Source organism: Pseudomonas sp. NPDC087697 (assembly GCF_044743155.1).
In the GTDB taxonomy this organism is placed as follows: domain Bacteria; phylum Pseudomonadota; class Gammaproteobacteria; order Pseudomonadales; family Pseudomonadaceae; genus Aquipseudomonas.
On sequence record NZ_JBIUVW010000007.1, the window covers coordinates 166,087 to 187,893 of the forward strand.

At 57.0% G+C, this 21,807-nt stretch carries 19 protein-coding genes, 1 other RNA gene and 1 pseudogene; 9 read left to right on the forward strand and 12 right to left on the reverse strand.

The genetic code is table 11. From position 1 onward, the window contains the following. The first annotated feature begins 9 nt into the window (after positions 1-9). The 3 genes from ACIPIN_RS08075 to ACIPIN_RS08085 are packed head-to-tail and all read left to right on the forward strand — an operon-like array spanning position 10 to position 3,597. Positions 10-1,260: an ATP-grasp domain-containing protein gene (locus ACIPIN_RS08075; protein WP_401117303.1), complete on the forward strand. Its 1,251-nt coding sequence runs from the start codon at positions 10-12 to the stop codon at positions 1,258-1,260. Beyond that, positions 1,260-2,474 (forward strand): MFS transporter, encoded by a 1,215-nt coding sequence (locus tag ACIPIN_RS08080; protein WP_401117354.1) that lies wholly within the window; start codon positions 1,260-1,262, stop codon positions 2,472-2,474. The genes ACIPIN_RS08075 and ACIPIN_RS08080 overlap by 1 nt, the downstream gene beginning before the upstream one ends. Position 2,475: 1 nt before the next feature. Further along, positions 2,476-3,597: an aminotransferase class V-fold PLP-dependent enzyme gene (locus ACIPIN_RS08085; RefSeq protein WP_401117305.1), complete on the forward strand. Its 1,122-nt coding sequence runs from the start codon at positions 2,476-2,478 to the stop codon at positions 3,595-3,597. 53 nt (positions 3,598-3,650) lie between these two features. On the opposite strand, the gene ACIPIN_RS08090 is transcribed toward ACIPIN_RS08085, so the two are convergent. Beyond that, positions 3,651-4,223, reverse strand: coding sequence for a LuxR C-terminal-related transcriptional regulator (locus ACIPIN_RS08090; RefSeq protein ID WP_401117307.1), 573 nt, complete (start codon positions 4,221-4,223; stop codon positions 3,651-3,653). 151 nt (positions 4,224-4,374) lie between these two features. Here ACIPIN_RS08090 and ACIPIN_RS08095 point away from each other — a divergent pair, with 151 nt between their 5' ends. Genes ACIPIN_RS08095 through ACIPIN_RS08105 form a run of 3 tightly spaced genes read left to right on the forward strand, consistent with a single transcriptional unit; the run spans position 4,375 to position 8,480 of the window. After that, positions 4,375-5,553 carry an acetyl-CoA acetyltransferase gene (locus ACIPIN_RS08095; protein ID WP_401117308.1) on the forward strand — a complete coding sequence of 393 codons (1,179 nt, stop codon included), beginning with the start codon at positions 4,375-4,377 and terminating at the stop codon, positions 5,551-5,553. 2 nt (positions 5,554-5,555) lie between these two features. Further along, complete coding sequence (locus tag ACIPIN_RS08100) at positions 5,556-7,097, forward strand: class I adenylate-forming enzyme family protein (protein ID WP_401117310.1); 1,542 nt, start codon at positions 5,556-5,558, stop codon at positions 7,095-7,097. 12 nt (positions 7,098-7,109) lie between these two features. Further along, positions 7,110-8,480: an MFS transporter gene (locus tag ACIPIN_RS08105; RefSeq protein WP_401117312.1), complete on the forward strand. Its 1,371-nt coding sequence runs from the start codon at positions 7,110-7,112 to the stop codon at positions 8,478-8,480. 107 nt (positions 8,481-8,587) lie between these two features. On the opposite strand, the gene ACIPIN_RS08110 is transcribed toward ACIPIN_RS08105, so the two are convergent. Together ACIPIN_RS08110 and ACIPIN_RS08115 are read right to left on the reverse strand one after the other, a co-directional pair. Continuing rightward, positions 8,588-9,442 (reverse strand): DUF1460 domain-containing protein, encoded by an 855-nt coding sequence (locus ACIPIN_RS08110; RefSeq protein WP_401117313.1) that lies wholly within the window; start codon positions 9,440-9,442, stop codon positions 8,588-8,590. A gap of 88 nt (positions 9,443-9,530) precedes the next feature. After that, the gene (locus ACIPIN_RS08115) at positions 9,531-10,313 is read right to left on the reverse strand and encodes an AraC family transcriptional regulator (protein ID WP_401117315.1); all 783 of its coding nucleotides are present in this window, start codon (positions 10,311-10,313) and stop codon (positions 9,531-9,533) included. A 119-nt stretch (positions 10,314-10,432) separates the two neighbouring features. Here ACIPIN_RS08115 and ACIPIN_RS08120 point away from each other — a divergent pair, with 119 nt between their 5' ends. Next, a complete protein-coding gene (locus tag ACIPIN_RS08120; protein ID WP_401117317.1) occupies positions 10,433-11,317 on the forward strand; it encodes an EamA family transporter in 885 nt (294 codons plus the stop codon). Positions 11,318-11,586: 269 nt separating this feature from the next. Beyond that, positions 11,587-12,330 carry a hypothetical protein gene (locus tag ACIPIN_RS08125; RefSeq protein ID WP_401117319.1) on the forward strand — a complete coding sequence of 248 codons (744 nt, stop codon included), beginning with the start codon at positions 11,587-11,589 and terminating at the stop codon, positions 12,328-12,330. Between the two features lie 21 nt (positions 12,331-12,351). On the opposite strand, the pseudogene ACIPIN_RS08130 reads toward ACIPIN_RS08125, so the two are convergent. Next, a pseudogene (locus tag ACIPIN_RS08130) lies at positions 12,352-12,594 on the reverse strand (site-specific integrase); the annotation flags it as partial. Between the two features lie 308 nt (positions 12,595-12,902). Between ACIPIN_RS08130 and ACIPIN_RS08135 the strand changes: the two are divergent. Continuing rightward, positions 12,903-13,082 carry a hypothetical protein gene (locus tag ACIPIN_RS08135; RefSeq protein ID WP_401117320.1) on the forward strand — a complete coding sequence of 60 codons (180 nt, stop codon included), beginning with the start codon at positions 12,903-12,905 and terminating at the stop codon, positions 13,080-13,082. A gap of 94 nt (positions 13,083-13,176) precedes the next feature. Here ACIPIN_RS08135 and ACIPIN_RS08140 read toward each other — a convergent pair whose 3' ends face one another. From ACIPIN_RS08140 to ACIPIN_RS08175, 8 genes are all read right to left on the reverse strand, one after another. Next, entirely contained in the window at positions 13,177-13,581 is a 405-nt protein-coding gene (locus ACIPIN_RS08140; RefSeq protein ID WP_401117322.1) for a hypothetical protein, read from the reverse strand. Positions 13,582-14,138: 557 nt separating this feature from the next. After that, positions 14,139-14,948 carry a hypothetical protein gene (locus tag ACIPIN_RS08145; RefSeq protein ID WP_401117324.1) on the reverse strand — a complete coding sequence of 270 codons (810 nt, stop codon included), beginning with the start codon at positions 14,946-14,948 and terminating at the stop codon, positions 14,139-14,141. A gap of 124 nt (positions 14,949-15,072) precedes the next feature. Next, positions 15,073-15,466: a transfer-messenger RNA gene (ssrA, locus tag ACIPIN_RS08150) on the reverse strand. 102 nt (positions 15,467-15,568) lie between these two features. Further along, positions 15,569-15,844: a hypothetical protein gene (locus tag ACIPIN_RS08155; RefSeq protein WP_401117326.1), complete on the reverse strand. Its 276-nt coding sequence runs from the start codon at positions 15,842-15,844 to the stop codon at positions 15,569-15,571. A gap of 164 nt (positions 15,845-16,008) precedes the next feature. After that, positions 16,009-18,819, reverse strand: a complete 2,811-nt coding sequence (locus ACIPIN_RS08160) for an FAD-binding and (Fe-S)-binding domain-containing protein (RefSeq protein WP_401117328.1) — start codon at positions 18,817-18,819, stop codon at positions 16,009-16,011. Next, positions 18,816-19,487, reverse strand: a complete 672-nt coding sequence (locus ACIPIN_RS08165) for a lactate utilization protein C (RefSeq protein ID WP_401117330.1) — start codon at positions 19,485-19,487, stop codon at positions 18,816-18,818. The genes ACIPIN_RS08160 and ACIPIN_RS08165 overlap by 4 nt, the downstream gene beginning before the upstream one ends. After that, the gene (locus tag ACIPIN_RS08170; RefSeq protein ID WP_401117332.1) at positions 19,487-20,941 is read right to left on the reverse strand and encodes a LutB/LldF family L-lactate oxidation iron-sulfur protein; all 1,455 of its coding nucleotides are present in this window, start codon (positions 20,939-20,941) and stop codon (positions 19,487-19,489) included. The genes ACIPIN_RS08165 and ACIPIN_RS08170 overlap by 1 nt, the downstream gene beginning before the upstream one ends. Next, positions 20,938-21,762 carry a (Fe-S)-binding protein gene (locus ACIPIN_RS08175; protein WP_401117334.1) on the reverse strand — a complete coding sequence of 275 codons (825 nt, stop codon included), beginning with the start codon at positions 21,760-21,762 and terminating at the stop codon, positions 20,938-20,940. Before ACIPIN_RS08175 ends, ACIPIN_RS08170 begins: the two co-directional genes overlap by 4 nt. Between the last annotated feature and the right edge of the window lie 45 nt (positions 21,763-21,807).

The window sequence follows — 21,807 nt, forward strand, 5'->3', positions numbered from 1 at the left end:
GGCAATCTCATGAAAAAATATGTAGCGTTGGTCGATGTCTATTCGAGTGGCAATTTTCTGCCGCAGTATTTCAAGGACGCCGGTATCGGCTTGCTGCACGTGCAAAGCACCCCGCAACTGATGCCAAGCATGCTCGGGCCCAATCTCGACGAGTTCGAGCACAATCTGATCTTCAACGATAACGCCGAGCAGATAGTGCGCCGGTTGCGTGAGTTCGATGTTGTCGCGGTGATCGCTGGCCAAGAGCCGGGTGTGCCGTTCGCCGACTACCTGAGCGAACAGCTGCAGTTGCCTGCCTCCAATGGCAGCGCCGGCTCGCGAGCGCGACGCGACAAGTTCGAGATGATCAACAAGGTGGCAGAGGCCGGTCTGTTGACCGCCCGGCAAATCAAATCCGCCGATCCGGCCGAGCTCCTGGCCTGGGTCGAGGCCAACCAGGTTTTCCCGTGCGTGGTCAAACCGCTGAGTTCGGCGTCTACCGACGGCGTGTCGATCTGCCACAACCTCGAAGACGTCAAGCGGGCCTGCCAGGAAGTGCTGTCCAACCTTGATATCTTCGGTCTGTCCAACAGCGAAATTCTCTGCCAGTCCTACCTCAAGGGCCCTGAGTACATCGTCGACACTGTCAGTCGCGACGGTGAAACCTACGTCTGCGGGATCTGGCGCTATGTGAAGCGTGAAGTCAGCGGCGGCAAGAACATCTATGACCGCGACGTATTGATTGCCCCGGACAGCGCAGAAGCCAACGTACTTGTCGACTACATCCTCCAGGCCCTCAAGGCCCTGGGTATCGACAATGGCCCGGCGCATTCTGAAGTCATCCTGACTGAAGCGGGGCCGGCACTGGTGGAAGTCGGTGCGCGGCTCAACGGCAACATGGAGCCGCGTTTCCATGACATCAGTCTCGGTGGCAACCAGGCGTACCTGACGTACCTTGCCTACTGCGACGGCGACAGCTTCAAATCCGCTTACGCCGGCAAGCGTTACAGGAAACTCAAGGAAGCGTGCGTCATCAATACCGACACGACCTTGCAAGGTGAAGTGACCGGGTTCAACGCCCAAGCCATCAAGCACATCGAAACGCTTTCGTCGGTCCACAAGCTCAGCGTCAAATTCAAGGTCGGCAAGGTCATGAAAAAGACCGTGGATTTGCTCAGCAGCCCGTTGCGAGTCTTTTTGTATTCGGACAATCAACAGAGTATCGATCAGGATTACGAGCAGATCCGCCAGCACAAAGACAACGTGTACGTCATCAGATGATGAGTACCTATCGGGCGTTAAGGGGGCTCAACCAACGTTTGCAGTCCCTGTTTCTGATTACGCTGGTGTTTCGGATGGGGACCATGGCGTTCCCTTTCTACGCCGCGTACCTGATCCATCAACATGCGGTTTCGGCCAGCACCGCCGGCTTGCTGGTAGGTGCCTATGGCGTGGGAGCCTTGTTTGTCGACCTGATCATCGGCTCGGTGATCAAGCGCTTTTCAGCCAATGCGGTGATCCTCGGCTCATTGCTGATGAATGCGCTGTTGCTGCTGATTATCCCCGCACTTGACAGCACCCCGGCGCTGTTTGTGTTGTCGTTGCTGTGGGGGGGCTGCTACGAAGCCTTCACTCCGGCAACGTTCTCCGAAACGGTCAGGCACAGCAACCCCGAAACCCGCAAGGTGGCGTTTTCCTGTAACCGTCTGGCGATCAATATCGGTATGGCGATCGGTCCGTTACTGGGCAGCCTGATCTTCCTCAGCTCGGCCAATGCGGTGTTTTACATCAATGCGGTACTGTCATTGTTGTCCTTCGTCGCGTGTCTGCGCTTCGGCGGGCAGGCGCCTCAGGTGGTAGCGGAGGGCGCGCAGGCAGCCGAAGCCAGGTCTGCGGGCAACGGCTTGCCGGACAAGGTCCCGTTCGAGCGGTCACGGCTGCTGGTGATCCTGCTGGCCGCGTTGCCGGTGCATATCGCTTATGCATTACCGCCGACTTTTCTGTCGGCTTACATCATCAATTACACCGATCTGCCGGCGTACTTCGTCGGCATCATTTTCTTCATTAATGCGTTGCTGGTGATTCTGTTCGAGGTACCGATCAATCAGCGAATGTCGCACCTGTCGAGCAGCTATTCGCTGGTGGCGGGGTTTCTGATTGCCGGGGTCGGTTTCTTCCTGATGGGCTTCAGCCATATCGGCGCGATCCTGCTGTTGGCGACCGTGCTCTGGAGTCTGGGGGAAATGATCGTGTTTCCAAGCATTACCCATTACGTCAGCAGTATTTCCAGTCAGCACACCGTGGACCGTAACCTGGGTTATTACTCCGCCGGTGTGAATATCGGCGTGATGATCACGCCCTCGCTGGCGTTCATGCTGGTCGCCCAACCGTCGCTGTTGTCGCCCTGGCTGATGGCAGGCGCAGTGCTGTTGGTGTTCGCCCTTGCGGTTGCATTGATGAAAGGCTCGACAACGCTGTGGAACAAGGAGGCTTAAGATGAGCATTGTGCATTTGAATACGGCTGGTGCGGGGCTGATGTCCCCGCGCACCGTTGAAGCGATCAGCGCGTTCATGAGCCGTGAAGCAACGCTGGGCAGTTACGAAACCGAACTCGAGTATGACGAGTTGCTCAATCGTCAGCTTTATCGGCGTGCAGCGCGTCTGCTGAACACTGAGCCAGGCACCATCGGGTTTTTCAGCAGTGCAACCGAGGCCTGGGTCAGCATTCTGAGCAAACTGCAGTTCCCCAAAGGCGCGCGGGTCTGGGTGTCGACCTCGGAATACGCGGCGAACCTGATCTTCTTCAACTATCTCAAGCAAAGCCGCGGGATTCGGGTCGAAGTCATCCCGGCGACCGACCAGAGCCCTCTGGATCTGGACTGGGTTGAACGCAACATCAGCGACGATCTGTTTCTCGTCAGCGTGTCGCACATCCCGTCGTGCTGCGGCGTGGTCAACCCGATCGAGGCGCTGGGTGCGATCCTGCGTCAATCTCCTGCGTTGTACGTGGTCGATGCCTGCCAATCGTTGGGGCAACTGACGCTGGATGTTCAGGATATCCAGTGCGACTTGCTGACCGGCGCCGGCAGAAAGTTTCTCTGCGGCCCCCGCGGCAGTGGCATCGCTTATGTGTCGCCGCGGCTCCTGAGCCGGCTGGCGCTGAACTTTGCCGACTTGCACGCCGCGCACACCGATGGCCTGATCAACCATGTCGCAGTGTCGGGTGCGCGGGTACTGGAAATCGCCGAAAAAAGCTTTTCAGCCCTCGTCGGTTTGCACAACGCGCTGGACGAATACGCGCAGGAAGGTGCTGCGATGGCTACCGAGCCATACGCGCTGTTAACCGGCGAGCTGAAACGGTTGCCGCAATTGCGTCTGCTCTGTGACGGCTATGCACAATCGGGCATTGTCTCGTTCGTGCCAGATGGCATGCCGCCCCAAGAGTTTGTCGCACGGGCCAGGGAGCTGGGGCTTAATCTCTGGGCCGGTACGGCGGCGCATACGCCGTTACTGCTCAAAGACCTGGGGGCTACACATTTTGTCCGCGCCTCGGTGGGGCGTCGTGTGTCTGTGCACCAGGCCGAGCTGGCGCTGGAGAAAATTCGGCAGATTCTGTAGGTCGGCATCGCGTGCAGCTCTTGATCGCGTCTGACTCTGAAACGCCTTGCCCGTCAACTCACAAAAATAATCTTCGAGACCAATTCCGCGCTGTTCTTGGCCTGCAGCTTTTTCATCAGACGGGCGCGATGGACTTCCACGGTCCTGTGGGAAATCGCCAGTTTTTTGGCCACTTCCTTGCAGGTCAGGCCGTTGACGATGTGCATCGAGATTTCGCGTTCGCGGGGTGTGAGGTTCACGGTGGCGTGGTGCGCTCGGTCCATGCGTTCGAAGTGCCAGACCATCAGTTTGAACGGGTCGTCCAGGGTCAGGGTATAGCCGTGGGACCTGGCCCAGAACACCTCGCCGCTTTTGTGTTGCATGAAGCGCTCATCGGAGTAGGAGCCGCTCTGGCTGTTACGCAACCAGTTCTGGCTACGATTGCCGATGGTTTTGTAGTCCGCCTGGGAGGGATAGATCAGCAGGGTCAGATGACCCAGAAGCTCCTCGCGCTCGTAGCCGAACAACTCCAGGAATGCCTCGTTGCAGTCGAGCATCACACGGTTGCCGGTGATGAGCTGCGGTGCGGGTGACACCTTGAATGCCAGACGCTCAAGGTCTTTCAGTTGTTGTGCGAAGACGGTCATTGGGCATCCTGCCTCGATTTAAATCCGGTACTGACGACACCATGGGCCAGCACAGTTACTTATCCATGTACGTAGTTGCACTAACTAGCGAGTGCTCCGGGCGGTAGGTCATTGTAAGGAATGCCTGATCCAAGCACAGAAGAAAATCACCATGCCCCATGATTCCGTATCCATCGTCGCTGCCGCTCACTCCCGTTTTGGCCGTCTGGACGGTTCCACGCTGGAAGACCTTATCGTTCAGGTCACCCGAGAAGCCCTGGCGGATGCCGCCATCGACGCCTCAGAAATCGACGCCATGTTCCTTGGGCATTTCAATTCGGGGATGGTTGCGGATGGTTTTCCCGCCTCATTGATGCTGCAAGCCGACCCAGGCTTGCGCTTCAAACCTGCGGCCCGCTGCGAAAACGCCTGCGCCTCGGGTTCGGCGGCGATTCACGCGGGCATCAACGCGATCCTCTCAGGCTCTGCTGAACTGGTGTTGATTGTGGGCGCCGAGAAGATGACCTCCAACTCCACGGCCGACGTCACCAAGGCCTTGGCCGGTGCCGGTTATCAGAACGACGTCGAAGAGGCCGGGCTCAGCTTTCCGCAGTTGTTCGGCCTGGCCGCGCAACAGTACCGTGACCGCTATCAGTGCCCGATGGCGTCGATGGCCGCGATCGCCACCAAGAACCACTCCAACGCCATGGCCAACCCACTGGCGCAGATGCATCGGGTCATGGATTTCGAACATTGCAACAATGTGTCCACGAGTAATCCGTATGTGGCGGAGTCGCTGCGCCTGACCGATTGTTCGCTGATCAGCGATGGGGCTGCCGCCATTGTGCTGGCTTCGTCCAAGCGTGCCAGACAGTTTCGTCGCGACGTACTGATTCGCTCGGTGACTCAGGTCAACGATTTCCTGCCGATTGCCCAGCGCGACATCCTCGCGTTTGAAGGCCCGCAGCGTGCGATCCATTCGGCCCTGCGCGGGGCCAATATCACCCTGGCCGATCTGAGCTTTGCCGAGGTCCATGACTGCTTCACCATCGCCGAACTGCTGATCTACGAAGCCATGGGCCTGGCGCCCAAAGGCGAGGGGCATCGGGCATTGGATGACGGTATCGTGCGGGCGGGTGGGCGTCTGCCGGTGAACCTGTCTGGCGGGCTCAAGGCCAAGGGGCATCCGGTGGGCGCCACGGGGGTGTCGATGCACGCCCTGGCCTTTCGGCAACTGACAGGCGACCCGATCGGTCTGGCCGTGCCGAATCCCGAGTTCGGTCTGTTGTTCAACATGGGCGGCATGGCGGTCGCCAACTATGCCTCGGTACTGCAAGCGCGCAGGGCTTGACCATGAACATCGCCAACTGGTTGAACGACGCCGGCCGTCGCTGGCCAGAACGTCCAGCGTTGTTTGAGGGGCAGCGGCAAGTCGCCGACTACGGCACGTTTGTCGCCCGTGTCCGGAGCCGTGCCGCGCAGCTCATTGACGAGCACGGCATTGCGCCCGGCGACCGTGTCGCGCTGTTCATGAAGAACTGTTGCGAATACCTCGAACTGCTCTATGCCGTCTGGTGGGTTGGCGCGGTGGCGGTACCGATCAACTGCAAGCTGCATCCGGTTGAAGCCGGCTGGATCGTCGACGATGCGCAAGCCCGTCTGATTTTCACCGATGGCGGCAAGGTGTTCTTGCCTGAGGCGTTGCCGCAGGGGTGTCGAGAACGGGATGAAGGGGATTGGCGGCCATACGATTCGGTCGATTCGACGACGCTGAAAAATCCCTGCTCTCGTGACTCCGATGACCTCGCCTGGCTGTTCTACACCTCCGGCACCACCGGACGATCCAAAGGGGTGATGCTGTCCCATGGCAACCTGACGGCCATGTCGTTGTGTTATCCGCTGGATGTTGATCCGGTCAGCCCGGATGACGCGGTGGTGTACGCGGCCCCGATGTCTCACGGCGCCGGACTGTACAACTTTATCCATGTGCGTTGTGGTGCTCGCCACATCATCCCCGAATCCCGTGGCTTCCAGGCCGACGAGCTGTTCGGGTTGGCGAGCGGACTGCGCAATGTCACGTTGTTCGCCGCACCGACCATGGTCAAGAGCATGGTTGAGCAGGCCCGTCGCCAAGGCTATGGCGGCGAAGGGATCAAAACCATCGTCTACGGTGGTGCGCCAATGTACCTGGCGGATCTGCAAGACGCGGTCGAGACCTTTGGCGCGCGGTTGGTGCAGATCTATGGTCAGGGGGAGAGCCCGATGACGATCAGCGCCTTGTCGCGTGAGCTGATCGCGGATCGAAACCGTCCCGACTGGGCCTCGCTGGCAGCTTCCGTAGGGCGTGCGCAATCGTGCGTGGACATCAGGATTCTGGACCCTGAACACCGGCCGCTGCCTCCCGGTCAGCCGGGGGAAATCGCCGTGCGTAGTCCCACCGTCATGCAGGGCTACTGGCGCAACGACGCCGCGACTCGCCAGACCTTGGTGGATGGCTGGCTGTTGACCGGCGACATCGGCTTCCTTGATCACGCAGGTTATCTGACGCTGACCGATCGTTCCAAGGATGTGATCATTTCCGGCGGTTGCAACGTGTACCCTCGGGAAGTAGAGGAAGTGCTGGCGCAACACCCGGAAGTATTTGAAGTCTGCGTGGTTGGCGAACCGGATGTGCAGTGGGGGGAATCGGTGGTAGCGTTCGTCGTTCCCCGCTCTGCAGGGGGGCTCGACGAGCCTTTGCTCAATGCCTGGTTTGTCGAACGCATGGCGTCGTTCAAAAAGCCGAAGAAGTATGTGTTTCGTACAGAGCTACCCAAGAACAGTTACGGCAAGATCCTCAAGACCGATCTGCGCCTGTGGTTGAAGGAGGCGGCGAACGGCACTGCAGTTCCTTGAGTTGTGTTTTCCATGGATAGATATCAGACAGGAGTCCCTCACGTGGGCATTCAACAGAAGAACCCGGCCCGGCAACGGCGTCGGGCGTTTATCGGTGCAACGTCCGGCCACCTTATCGAGTGGTACGACTACGGTGTTTATGGTTTTCTCGCCGTCTATATCGGCAAAGCGTTCTTCGTCTCCGACGACCCGACTACCAGCCTGCTCGCCAGTTTTGCAGCCTTTGCCTTGAGCTTTTTCATCCGGCCACTGGGCGGGCTGTTCTTCGGTCCGCTGGCGGACAAGATCGGCCGCCGCAAGACCCTGATCACAGTGCTGGTGATGATGGCCGGCTCTACCTTTCTGCTGGGGCTGTTGCCGACCTATGCCACGATAGGTATCGCAGCGCCGATCATTCTGGTGTTGATCCGCTGTGTGCAGGGCTTCTCGGCCGGCGGCGAGATCGGCACCATCACCAGTTTCATCTCCGAGTACGCCGGGCCTGGGCGACGCGGGTTTGCCACCTGCTGGTTGATGGTGACCGCGGTGCTCGGCCTGTTGCTGGGCGGGGCGGTAGCCAACGGCATGACCTGGATAATGGGCGCTGACCTGATGCAAGCCTGGGGCTGGCGCATTCCGTTTCTGATTGCGGCGCCTCTAGGCCTGATCTCGATGTACATCCGCCTGAAGCTCGAAGACAGCCCCGAGTTCCTGGCGTTGCAGCGCGCGGGGGAGACCTCGAAAGCTCCTCTGCGAGAAGTCTGGCAATGGAAACGGGCGATTGCTCTGGTGTTCTTTATCATCACCCTGCACAGCTCGATCTTTTATCTGGTGCTGACCTTTGTCTCGACCTACATGTCGAGCATTCTCAAGTTCGACAGTGGCACGACCTTGCTCTACGTCTTCATTGCCAGCCTCTCGGCCGCAATCGTCATGCCGTTCGGCGGCGCATTCACGGATAAATATGGGCGTAAGCCGTTTTTGTTGGTGGTCGGAACCCTGGCAACCCTGGCGATGTACTGGCTCTTCAAATCAGCACCCACGGCGACACCGGCTTCGTTTATCTACCCGTTGATGACGGTGGCGATTCTGTTTGGCCTGTATGCCTCGTCGACTTACGCATTGATGAGCGAGTTGTTGCCCACCCGAATCCGCTCCACCGGCATCGCTGTGGCGTACAACATCCCGGTGGCGGTATTCGGCGGTAGCGCACCACTGATTTCTACCTGGCTGATCAAGGTGACCGGAGACATTACGTCGCCCTGGTACTTTTACATCGGCACGGGAGTGGTGTCGCTGATCGCGCTGGTGCTATTGCGCAAGGAGGATTTTGTCGCCTGCGCGAGTCCTGCCGAAGTGCGGGGCGTTGGGCGAGCCGATCTGGGGTTGGCGCCCGCTCCTTGAACAGGTGAGTGATACACAAACCCCCAGATGCAACAAAGCCCGCACAAGACGGGCTTCGTTGATGCCTGAGGATGCAAAGGGCTCGCACAAGAGAGGCGCCCCGGAATTCATTGCACCTCAGGCACAGTTTGCCGGGCCCGCAACACCACAATCCCAGGCGTCTTCGCTATGTAGTCCTTGAATGGAGAGTCTACGACTTCCCTGTTCTTTTTCTTCGAAGAGGCATTACGCAGCACGGGCCCTTCGTCTTTGTTGATAAAGAATCCTGTATGGGTGACGTCCAGGCCTGCGACTTGGGTGTAAATGCCAACGTAATCGCCAGTCTGCAAGCGGCTGATCACGCGGTCGTTAACAAACGCGCTAGGGATGTAGGTAATACTGCGTTCGATCATGGGCACGCCAGGCAAGTAGGCGCTGCCATCTGCTTTTCGGTTGAGGCGCTTAACCACGGTTACCGCATGAGGGCTGATTTGAGCGGTGACGTCGTCGGCCAGTTTTTGCTCGGCCTGCGACCAGTCTGTGAAGAAGTGCCGGCGATGCAGGAAATCGAGATTGCCGTTCACATAACGTGTCTGAATGAGGCTCTTCACGAAGTCGGCTTCATTGGTGGACTTTCTCAGCGCTTCGACGTAATCCAGATAGGTGAAACAGTCCAGGCCCCTGAAGTCGACTACCAATTCTTCCGGCGTGGTAGCAGAACCCTGCAACCTGTTCGCGACATAGGGCAGCCCCAAAAACTCTCGTGAGATCAGATTGTTCATCTGCCCGATGTCATCAGGGGTGGTCGCTGAGCGTTCTTTGAGCAGGGCATCCAGTTTGTTAGCGGTATAACCATCCATTTCCAGTGGGGTGTGCCCAATCGCGGACGCTACGTTCTCCACTGCTTTCGTATTCTCGACGGGCAGTCCCGTCCCACACGCTGTCAGCATGGATGCCAAAAGAAATACAGCAAACCTGCGCATTCGACTTCCCATCGTTTTCGACTATTACGTCGCAAATGGTAATGTTTATTGATAGGTCTGTGGGGATTTTGAGACTACCGGGGGAAGCTCAAAGCATTTTTTTTGGAAAATACCGACTGGGTACTTCGCCCAGTACTCGACGGAAAACACTGGTGAAGGCACTCGGGCTGCTATAACCCAGATCAGTCGCCACCCGCGTTATCGCCTCCCCGTTGCCCAAGCGCACCAAGGCCGCCAACAGGCATGCCTGCTGACGCCATTCGACAAAGCTGATACCGGTTTGTTGGCGAAACAGCCGGGTAAATGTGCGGCGGCTCATCCCGACCTGCCGGGTCATATCATCAATTCCGGTTTCCAGCGACGGTTGCTCCAGCAGGTTGCGACAGGCGTGCGCCAGCCTTGGCTCGCTCGGAATAGGTGCATTGAGCGATAGGGACGACATGTCGGCTATTTCGTGGAGCAGTAAGGTCATCAGATGCCCGTCCAGATGCTCCTTGGCATACAGCGCCGGAACGTCCATGGCCCGGATCAGCAGCTGCCGAAGCAGTGCCGACACGCCGAAGACCTGGCAGTACGCTGGCAGGCTGAGCCGAGCGGCGGCGCGGCTACGGATGTAGGTATTGAGCATGGTCACCGGTCCGCTCATGCTCATTTCATGGGGCACTCCCGCCGGTACCCAGATAGCCCTTTGTGGGGGCACGACCCAGTTACCCTGGCGAGTGAATACCGTGATGACACCACTGGCGGCATAGGCGAACTGCCCACGTCGATGGGTATGCAGCGCAAAGCGCTGGCCATCCAGATAGTTATTGGCCGTGACCACTGCATCGCGGGGTGTGTTTTCGTAGGGATCTATTTCAGTTTCGCGCATGGCCCGAATTTAATGATCTATGACCTGATAGTGCAAGCGAGCCATTGCCCCTATTGCGCATAGTTGCGCCGTGGTTGGGGCATACAGCCGCCGACCCTGCTTTCTGGAACTAGAACCTCATGCAGAAAAAACACCTGACCCTGGCCGTGTTAGTGACGGCTGTCTGGGGCCTGAACTTTCCCATCACCAAACTGGGTCTGGCCGCTATTGATCCGCTGTTGCTGACAGCTCTTCGCTTTACGCTGGCTGCGTTGCCGTGGGTGTTTTTTGTCAGACATCCGCCGATCGCCATGGGGTGGCTGGCCGCCTATGGATTGATTTTCGGGGTCGCTATGTGGGCGTTGATCAACCTGGGCATCGAGCTGGGTGTGCCACCAGGGACCGCTGCCCTGTTGATCCAGTTCAGTGCGTTTTTTACCTTGGGTTGGGGAGTGTTGCTGTTTCGCGAGCAGCTGAGCCTTGGACAGACTCTTGGCGTGGGGCTCGCAGCACTGGGCTTGATCAGCATTATCTTCAGCAGTCCCGGTCATGCGACGACAGTGGGTTATGGCTTGTTGCTGGTGAGTGCATTTAGCTGGAGTGTCGGTAACGTCATCATCAAGCAGTCAAAGGTCCGGGAAATGTTTGCCTTTGTGGTGTGGGCCAGCCTGTTCCCGCCGATTCCCTTGCTGGTGCTCACCTGGCTGGCGCACGGCTCCGCCCCGTTTACCTCCTTGGTAACGCACCTTGAGTGGGTGTCGGTGTTCTCGCTGTTGTTTCAGGTCTACGCGGCGACGCACTTCTGTTATTGGGGCTGGAATCTATTGCTGCGAGAGTATCCGGTTTCCAGGGTAGCGCCGCTGTCTTTGCTGATACCGATATTTGGCGTCGCAGGTTCGATGCTGATGCTTGGGCATAGGGTTGATTTCAATGAAGGGATCTCGGTTGCGTTGATTCTATCGGCACTTGCAGTCGGGTTGATGAAGGGGCGTGGGCCGGTGCGGATTACACAGGCTGGGGAATAGAGATGGGGGGAGATGGCGATGTTGAGGTCTGATTGCGGGAGATGAGAAGTCTTTTGCTCAAACCCCAGATGCAACAAAGCCCGCACAAGGCGGGCTTCGTTGATGCTTCGTTTGGTGCCGAGGGGATTTGAACCCGCGTCTAACCCTTTGATTTAAAGGGCCGTAGCGCCGAAGTTGTCATATCAGCGTTAGCCTTTCAAGCGTCTAAAATACTGGACGGACTTGCGACCATCTCTACTCTAGTGAAAACGACGCATGCCATAAACTTTGTGCCAATCAATATAGGTGTGGTTCAAGGGGTAACACGCTTAGGTAGGGTGAACAATACGACTGTTAGATCTTTTTCCACGCATCGCGAGGCAACAGAATCAATTCGAAGGTCGCTGGGTGTAAAGTTTTCTGATTACTTTGCTCTTTCGAAGTTTACCTTGTTTGTAGAGGGGGAGACAGATAAGGCATATATTGAATATGTTTGGAGTGCTATGCAGCCTTCCCAGAAAAATCAATATCCTTACCTGAACTCCAATGAGCTTCTTATAAAGGACTTTACAGGTGTGACAGATCTAGTCGGGTTCCTTAAGTCGAATTTTGGGTTGTTGCATGATGAAATTTGTGTGGTCTCTCTTTTTGATGGCGATAAGGCAGGTGTAGATGCTGTTAGAGGGCTCGCTAGCTATTGCTCAAATAAGAATTTTAACTTCAATGGGAATCGGGAGTATGTCCTCATTCCCGGGGGGCATCCTATCGAAGGGTTATTCCCAGGTGAATGGATAGTTGATGCGTATGAGCATGAGCCAGTATGGTTTGAGGGTTCTCCTCCGATTATTGATGCTGATGAAAAGTTGGTGTCATTTAAAATACGTGATGGATCAAAAAAAGCATTCATGAAGTATGTTCTTGAGCGCTATGATGACGACAATACATATGACTCTAGTGAGAGATTTTTTTCTCTCTTCAAGGCAATTAATAGAGCTTTTGAGCTTCAGGATACCGAGGGTGTCGATTTGTTCTAATAAGTGCTGTAGCTAAAAGGATTAACGAGCCAACTCTTGTTTCTTGCTAATTGGCTGCGCCCAAAGGGTCTCAGCTTTTCGTCCTGACTCTAAATCAGCCGAAGGCATCCATCGACCATACACCTTTGCGATCATCGTCCAATCGATATGCCCCATCTGTTTAGCCACCCACATAGGATGCTCATCCGCTGAAAGCATCATCGATGCGTAGGTATGCCGCGTCTGGTAAGGACGCCGGTACCGAACGGCCGCTCCAACGAGGGCGACCTCGCACTCATCACTCATGCAGCGTCTTGGTACTATGCCTGCTTGTGAGAGGTCCTTTGTAATCGGGCCAGCGTCATTTCACTCAAACTGATTTGCCGTCAATCCGAACTCTTGCTTTGCTGCCACCTGAATTTGGGATTGTTAACTCAACCAGCTTTCCTGACTCTGTAGTGACCTTAATTACCACACTTGTGGGAGGTGGACGCAGGTCGTCCCCACACACCAGTTCAACTACGTCCTGGCATGATGCATCTTTGTCAAGCGGATCCCATAAATCCCCATTCACGAGTGGTGCAGTTACCTTAATGATCGGCATTCCATTTCTCCTGATTGGTTCAGTTGCTGTACCGACGGTTTCAGAGATGCTGGAAATTTTCCCGGTAAGACAAAGCGGGAATATCTCTTCCGCGTTGCCCGTGCGCGTCCGATTTGAGGCGGCGCAGGCAAATCGAATTGTCGGCATCACCGACGCCGGCGATCAATGATTGATTGATTGATTGATTGATTGATTGATTGATTGATTGCGCTGGTGTCGTGCCAGGCCTATGTCCGCAAGATCATTAAATAAAGAGGTTACTTCTACCATCTTGAGTCCGGGTTGGTTGAGTCTTTGTCACTCTGTAATGGTAGACCTTCGCGTACTGCTTCATACATTTCGACGAGTTTACGCATTTCCTCCGGGGAGCTTGTTTCTAGCTCAACGCCGTTATCCAACTTCATGCGAACTTTGCGCCCCTTGCGACTATAGAACCACCCTGCAGCGGCTGCCGTCAGGATTGGTTCAATCGCGGAGGTGAAATCAAGAATGAATTGGCCGAGGGGATAACCTAGAGCACCACCACCATCGAAAGCGATAGCGCGTTGGCTATATTTGATGTTGGCAGCGCTTAACGTTGAACTAAAGTTGTTGAATTCTGCTTGAAGGGCTGGATCTCGCGGGGGAAGGTCGTCAGCTGCCTTTACTAATTCGACTGTTAGGCGCATGTGTAACTCCGTGTAGTGAAGCTCCGTTTATGACTTCCGCTTGCGTGAAAGCTGTAAAATTGCGGGCTTGCCATTACTGGGGGAAGTGACAGAAGTAATATACTTCTTGATTGCCTCCATCCCTGCGTCGGTAAGCACATTGTAACCACCCCGAACCTTCCGTAGGTTGCCATTTACAATCAAAGCGTCCAAGTCTGGGTAAGAGGGGAAGTTTTCGATGGTCTCTCTGATTTGCTTGTACAGACCCGCGTCAATTTCCATTTTTTTGACATCCTTTCTGCTGTCTGAAGGCTGTCTGAAGGCTGTCTGAAGGCTGTCTAAAGCTAGCTCAATTCATCCCGGTTTTACTAGGGGGAAATGCAGGGAAATGACAGTAGAGTTTTAGACAGCTAATCCCTGAAAGCCTATAGCCACAAGGCCTACGCACGATTGAAGTCTATACTGCTACATCATTTTTCTCGGCACGAGCTCGTCAGCTCAGTATTTCAAGGAACCGTGAGCCCGGCTTGAAGCGGCGCAGGCACATCGAGTTATCGGCGCCGCGACAGCGTCCGACTTTAAGCGGCTCCCCAAAATGTGACCACAGTCTTCCACCAATTAGCCAAGGCGCCTCCCAGCGTTGCCAGCAGAATGAAGGCTGAGATGACCCAGTGGCTTTTGATTTTCTCTATCAAATAGTTTGGGTGAATGCCGTTTGCATCTATCCAGCTTGCATTGGTTTTCAGCGTCTTCTCATGCATTCTTTCGAATATGTTGCAGAACATATCGAGCTTTCGCAGAGTGGACTGATGAAGCTTGAGGTACTCGCCGGCCTCAAATGCTTCGGCTTCTTGGGCTCCTGTCAATGCATCCTTATCGCTGATTCCGTTTATCTCAGAGATTTTCGCTTCATGAGGGGCGTACTGACGGCCATATACAGAGACCAGGACTCTGGCCAAGTCTACTTTCTTGTCATCCAGTAGCTCGAACGGCGTTCCACCCAATGTCCTGTGGCGATGTTCTAGAGCAAAAAATCCGTAATTTTCGTCACGCATATTCCAATGTGTGAAATAGGATCCACTGTTCAGACGGAGAAATTCAAAATATCCATCAAGCATCAGCAGTTCTAGTGCGGGAAAATTTTCTGGGATTTGGGTCAGGCAGCCTTGAAGTTCGGCCGCCTTGTGTATGGACCAAGAGCGCGTCTGAGCTGTTTTCAGATTACGGATGGCGATGGACGTGACCCTGGTCGATCCACCGGTGGAGTTTTCGTAAAAGGATTCGCAGGAATAGTGGACGACATAGACCCGCTGAGAGTCTTCGTACAAATCCTCGATCAGCTTCCTGCTTTTAGATCTCTCTCTGATACGTGCGACTTCTGAGCCCATCTTTCCTATCGCCTCCCTTTCGCGATGCTGTCATTAAGCTGGCATAACTGAGCCAAAACCACCCATTTAGGCACAAAAAAGGCACTTGCGATAAACGCTAAGTGCCTGATTTGTATAGCTTATTTGGTGGAGCCGGGGGGATTTGAACCCCCGTCCGCCAGTACTCCGCTGTCGGTACTACATGCGTAGCCGTGTCTATTAAGTTAACCCTCAGCGACCCGACGGGCAGGGTGCTTTGGGCGAGTTGTGTAAGTTTTAGCCGCTTCGTCCACAACGTACTGCACGGCGATTCTGTTCTATATGACAATCACTTTGGGTTTACAGACATCCCCTGATGATTGCTGGACCCGAAGGTACCAGGAGGGAAGGGCTAAGGCTGCTTACGCAGCGAGAGCGTATTCCCCGTAGGTTTCGTCATTGGCAACTATAGGAAGTTGCAACAGTGGATTTACGAGTTCTGTTACCAACTCGGCATGCACCTAAAGTTTCGCAACCGGCGTCGAATCCTAAACGGCCCCGAGCTCACTGCTCTGTGAATCAATTTGAGCAGCAGGCGTGTGTAGTGTACGCCAATGCGTGTGGCGAGTCGACCTTCTGTCCAGCTTGCGCGTCAGGGCCGGTTACTGGCTGTTCTTATGGCTTTGAACAGACTGCAGCGCCTGCTGGGTCAGGGCTACGCATTCCCTGTCGTTCTTCGCGGAATAGGCAGATTTGGCTTGCTGGAGTTTGCTCATGGCGTCGCTTTGTGTGGCGGCATCCAGTTTGGTCGCATTGGCCAGTTCGCTAGTGAGTGTTTGAAGGTTCCTCGCGCACAGATCGCTCTCGTTTGAGGCAAAGGCGTGGGAGGTTGTCAGTGTTGCGCAGATAAGCAGTCCGACCAGGGCGGATCGCTTCATGGGGTCTCTCCTTGAACAACGTCGGGAACCAATGGGCTTGGGCTTAATAGATAGACTGTAGCGGCGCACAAGGGTTCTTGGATGGAGTGAAAAACAGAGACGTTTTTCGTCGGAGGGAGAATACAGCAAAGGGGCAGAGTGCCCCTTGCTGGATGGCGTCGATTTCAGACCATCCTGGCCTGGGTCACCCGGTCCACCAGGTAAACCAACCCGTGGTAATCGATCCCGCCATGCTGGCTCAGGCCGATTTCACAGGTGCGGCTGGTGGAGATGCCTTCGCTGCAATGCTGCACGGCGTCTTTCAACGTGCGCAGTGAGTGAGCGTTCAGCTCGGGCGTGGTAAACCCCTTGTCGCCGGCAAACCCGCAGCAGTGAATGCCTTCCGGAATCACCACGTTTTTACTGCAGCGTCGCGCCAGATCGATCAACGCCTGGCTCTCGCCCAAGTGTTGAGTACTGCAGGTAACGTGCACTGCAATCGGTTCTTCCAGGGGCGTGAAGTCCAGTCGGTCGATCAAATGCGTGCGAATGAAGCGCACCGGGTCGTACAGGTCCAGGCGCACATCGCCAAGGTCTTGCACCAGGCGCAAGGTGCAAGGGCTGGTGTCGCAATAGATCGGGTCGAGCCCGCCACGACTGGCGTGCAGCAGTGCGCCAATCAGCTCCTGGCGTTTGTGTTCGGCCTGTTCCGTGTAGCCTTTGGAGGCGAACGGCTGACCGCAGCAGAGGTTGTCCTGATTGCTCGGCGAGATCACTTGGTAGCCGGCCTTTTCCAGCAGGCCACGGGTCTTGTCGTAGAGCGACATCTGTTCCTTGTCGCCGGCCGCCGGGCCCATGACCCGCGACACGCAAGCCGCCAGATAGACCACTCGCGGGCGCTCATCGGTCACCGTCGGGCTGAAGCGAATCGCTCGCTCAGGCTGTGGCATGGCATTGGTCCACTGCGGGATTTGCCCTTTGGACAGTTTGCTCAGCGCGGCTGAAATCTTCGTCAGTCGGGGTGCGCCCAGCAGCATCCGTGCGCCGTTGGCCACGTGCAGTGTGAAGCGTGCACCTTGCAGTGCGGTGGCGAAATTTCCTTCGAGCCAGTTGGCGGTTTTCGTCAGGGTTGCCGTGCGGCTGCGCAGTTTTTTCACCAGCTCGCCGGTGTTGATTCCGACCGGGCAGCGTTGTGCGCACAGTCCAGTGGCGGCGCAAGTGTCGAGGCCTTGATATTGATAAGCCTCTTCCAGTGCCGAGGTGTCGATACCAGCGCGTTTTTTTGCCTGAATGTCACGCCAGATCACGATGCGCTGGCGCGGGCTCAAGGTCAGGCCTTTCGATGGGCAGACCGGTTCGCAGAAGCCACATTCGATGCACTTATCCACAACCTCGTCGGCGGCCGGCAGCGGCTTCAGGTGCTTGAGGTGGATTTGCGGATCCTCGCTGAGCACCACGTCCGGGTTGAGGATGCCGTTGGGGTCGAGCAGGCGCTTGAGCTGCCACATCAACTGATAGGCATCGCTGCCCCATTCCAGTTCGACGAAGGGCGCCATGTTGCGCCCGGTGCCGTGTTCGGCTTTCAGCGAGCCACCGAATTCGACGGCGACCAGTTGCGCCACGTCGTCCATGAACGCCTGGTACCGTGCGACTTCTTCCGCGCTGTTGAAGCCTTGGGTGAAGACGAAATGCAGATTGCCTTCCAGTGCGTGACCGAAAAGGATCGCTTCGTCGTAGTGGTGTTTGTCGAACAGCTCGATCAAACGGTTTACACCTGCCGCCAATTGCTCCACCGGGAAGGTCACGTCTTCGATGATCACCGTAGTGCCGGTTTTGCGCACCGCGCCGACGGCGGGGAAGGTGTCTTTGCGGATCGCCCACAGCTTGGCGTTTTCTGCCGGGTCTTCAGTAAAGTCGACCTGTTTCTCCACCGGGAACGCGACCAGTGAATTCATGATCTGCGCCAGTTGCTCGTGCAACAACGCAGTTGATGCGGCGCGGGATTCGATCAACAAGGCGCAGGCGTTGGCCGACAGTTGCTGGACGAAGGCCGGCATCCCGGGTTTGTCCTGCACCGAGCGCAGGCTGCGGCGGTCGAGCAGTTCCACGGCCGAGACCGGTTGGCTTTTCAGCACGGTCACGGCGTTGCAGCAGGTTTCGACATCCGGGAAAACGATCAGCGCCGAGGCTTTGTTCGGATGGTCGATCACCGTGTCGTAGGTCACCGCGCTGATAAACCCCAGCGTACCTTCGGAGCCCACCAGCAAGTGGCTCAAGATATCCACAGGCTCGTCGAAATCCACCAGGGCATTGAGTGACAGGCCGGTAGTATTTTTCAGACGGTATTTGTGGCGAATTTTTGCAGCCAGTTCGGCGTTGGCGCGGGTCTCGCGGCCGAGTGTCGCCAGACGATCCAGCAGCTCAGCATGACTGCTGCGAAATGCCGCGACACTGGCGGCGTCCTCGGTATCGAGGCGACTGCCATCGGCCAGTACAAGGCGAATTCCGGCCAGTGTGTGGTAGGTATTTTGCGCGGTGCCGCAGCACATGCCGCTGGCATTGTTGGCGACGATACCGCCGATTTTGCAGGCATTGATTGATGCCGGGTCTGGGCCGATCTTGCGGCCGAAGGGTGCCAGCCAGGCGTTCGCCTGTGCACCGATCACCCCCGGTTGCAGGCGGATCTGCGTGCCCTGACCGCGGATCTCGCGACCGTTCCAGTTATCGCCGAGCACGATCAGCACCGAGTCGCTGATGGCCTGACCGGAAAGGCTGGTACCGGCGGCGCGAAAGGTCACGGGAACCTGATCACGTTGGGCCAGTTTAAGCAGGGCAACCACTTCGTCTTCAGACTCGACACGGATCACCAGTTTCGGGATCAGCCGATAGAAACTCGCGTCGGTGCCGAAGGCCAGGGTAGAGAGCGGGTCGTCGAAACGCCGGTCCTGGGGAATCAGCTGCTGCGCATCGCGCAGGAATGCTGCCGGTAGACTCATTGGTCCTCCAGGATCAGCACCACCAGGTCTTTCGGGCCGTGGGCGCCGTAAGCCAGGACTTGCTCGATGTCGGCAGTTTTCGACGGGCCGGACACCAGCAAGGCGTTGGTCGGCATGCCTTGGGCCCACTCGTATTCTTGCTGCACTTGATAAAAGTTGTCGCGAATTTCACTGGCCTTGAGCAGGGCGAAATGCACCGGCGGCACCAGGCTCATCAGCCGTGGTTCTTCGCGGGTGGGCCAGATGATCAGGCTGCCGGTGGCGGCGATGGCGCCGAGCGTAGTGGTCAGGCTGGCCGGGGTGTCGTTGAACAGCTCTGCCTTCCATTCTTCTACGGGGCGGTCGTAGGCCTTGAGCGTTGGCAGCTCGGGATTGTTCGACCAGTGCTGCGTGATGCGTTGACCATGGGGCGTAGTCGGTGCGATCAGCAGGCTCGGCAACTGACGGTCGCGCAGCAATTGCGCGAGCAACTCCGGCCAGCCTTGCTCGCTGGTCAGGTGGATTTCGGTGTGCACCGCTTCCATCAGTTTGCGCAGTTGCGGGATGCGTTGTTCCGACGTGTAGGTGTAAGGCTCGGTCACCAGCGCTTCGTCGAAGTTGTCAGGTACTGGCGTGGTGTCGGTCAGACTTTTACGCAGTTTGGCGAGGATGTTTTGCTTGGCGCTCATCAGCGATCTCCCTGTTTGGCCAGATGCTCGCGGGCCATGTCGTGCAGTGAGCGGGCGGCGGGTTTTGGCGCGCTGTGGTTTTGCGTCCACGGGCCAATGTTGCTTGGCGTGAGGGCGCGCAGGCGAGTGGCGACGAAACCGAACAGCCGATACAGCGTCGGCGAGCTGTTGAGTTTCGCCCAGGCGTTCCAGATGAAACGCTCTTTGCGCGAGTACTTGCTGCCCTGGCCGCGCATCACTTGATGGGGGCTGTCAGGGGCTTTGACATTTTCTTCGCGTAGGCGTCGCAGCAGTGCCGGGATCGGAATTTTTACCGGGCAGACTTCACCGCAGGCGCCGCACAGCGACGAGGCGCTCGGGTGGTCCGGGACTTTCGCCAGGCCAACCATGTGGGGGGTGATAATCTTGCCGATCGGGCCCGGATAAACCTCGCCATACGCATGGCCGCCGATGCGCGTGTAGACCGGGCAATGGTTCATGCAGGCACCGCAGCGGATGCAGTTCAGGGTCTGGCGCAGTTCACTGTCGGCAAAGGCCTGGCTGCGACCGTTGTCCAGCAGTACCAGATGCACTTCCTGGGGACCGTCGAGTTCATGCGCCTTGCGCGGGCCGGAGATCATATTGACGTAGGTAGTGATCGGCTGGCCGAGGGCCGAGCGCGTCAGCAAGGACAACAGCGGTACAACGTCGCGCAGGTTTTCGACGACTTTCTCGATCCCGGTGACGGCGATGTGTACCGGCGGTACGGTGGTCGACATGCGGCCGTTGCCTTCGTTTTCCACCAATAGCAGGGTGCCGGTTTCGGCCACGGCGAAGTTGACGCCGGAGACGCCGATGTCCGCTTCGAAGAACTTCTGCCGCAAGACCTTGCGACCGATCTGAATAAGTTGGTCAACGTCCTTGGTGTATTCCACGCCAAGTTTGTCGTGGAACAAGGACGCGACCTGACCGGCATTCTTGTGGATCGCCGGCATAATGATGTGTGAAGGCTTCTCGTGGTCGAGCTGGACAATGAATTCGCCCATGTCCGACTCCAGGCATTCAACACCTTGAGCCGCGAGGACATGGTTCATATCCATCTCTTCGCTGACCATCGATTTGCCCTTGATCACTTGCCGCGCCTCGTGAGCGCGGATGATCGATAAGACGATGCCATTGGCCTCGTCCACCGTTTCCGCCCAGTGCACTGTCACACCGTTGCGGGTCAGGTTCTGTTCCAGTTGCTCGAGCAGGTCGGGCAGCTTGGATAACGCGCGGGCACGGACCGCATTGCCCAGTACGCGTAAATGTTCTCGCTCAAAGGCATCGCTGAAGGACGCTGCCCGCTTTGCCATCAGTGAATCCATCGCACTGCGAAAGTTGTTTCGCAGTTGCGTATCGGCCAAAGCCGTGTGAGCCCGGGTGCGAAAATCTTCTTCAACCGCTACCGTCGGAATCAGCGTGGAAGTGCTCATCGGGCACCTCCGGTTCGCTGCCAGAGGAAGCTGGCCAGATGTTGGCCGCGCAACGCTTCGTTCTGTTTTTCCAGCGAGCCGTTGATATTCATTAAACAGCCACAGTCGGCACTCAGTACCGTGTGTGCGCCGGACTCCTTCAGGGCTTTGGTCTTGTCAGCGACCATCGCACCGGAAATGTCTGGCATTCGGACGCTGAATGTCCCGCCAAAGCCACAGCATTCACTTTCGTGGTCATGATCGACCCGTTTCACGTTGCTCAGCTGCGACAACAACTCGCGGCCATGCAGGTGGGTGTTCATCTCACGCCGTGCCGAGCACGAAGTGTGCAACGCGACCTTGACCGGCTCGCCGCTGTCTTTGAGTTGCACCTTGCAGACAAACAACAGGAACTCAGCCAATTCGTAGGTTCGTGCCGCCAGAGCCTGAACCTGTTTCAACGTGTCCGGCTCGTCCTTGAACAAGTCGGCGTAATGTTCACGCAGCATTCCCGCGCAGGAGCCCGAAGGCACCACCACCGGATAATCCCCGGCGAACAGCGCCAGTTGCGAGCGCGCCACGGTCCGGGCCTGTTCGGTGTAACCCGAGGTGTAGGCCGGTTGTCCGCAGCAGCTTTGCCCTTGCGGGTACTCGACGCGAATACCTTCGCGTTCGAGCAGGTGAATCGCGTCCATCCCGGCCTCGGGATAAAACAGATCGACCACACACGTGCCGAACAGGTAGACCCGCTGCGGTTTCTCGCTGGGGTACTGGCGCGGTTCAGGCAGTGGCGGAGCGACACGGGTCGCGTTCGGCACAGCGTTGTAAAAAAGCTCGCTCATCAGGCGTGTCTCTCGGCCGGTTATCCGTCCGCTGAGGCTGCTGAC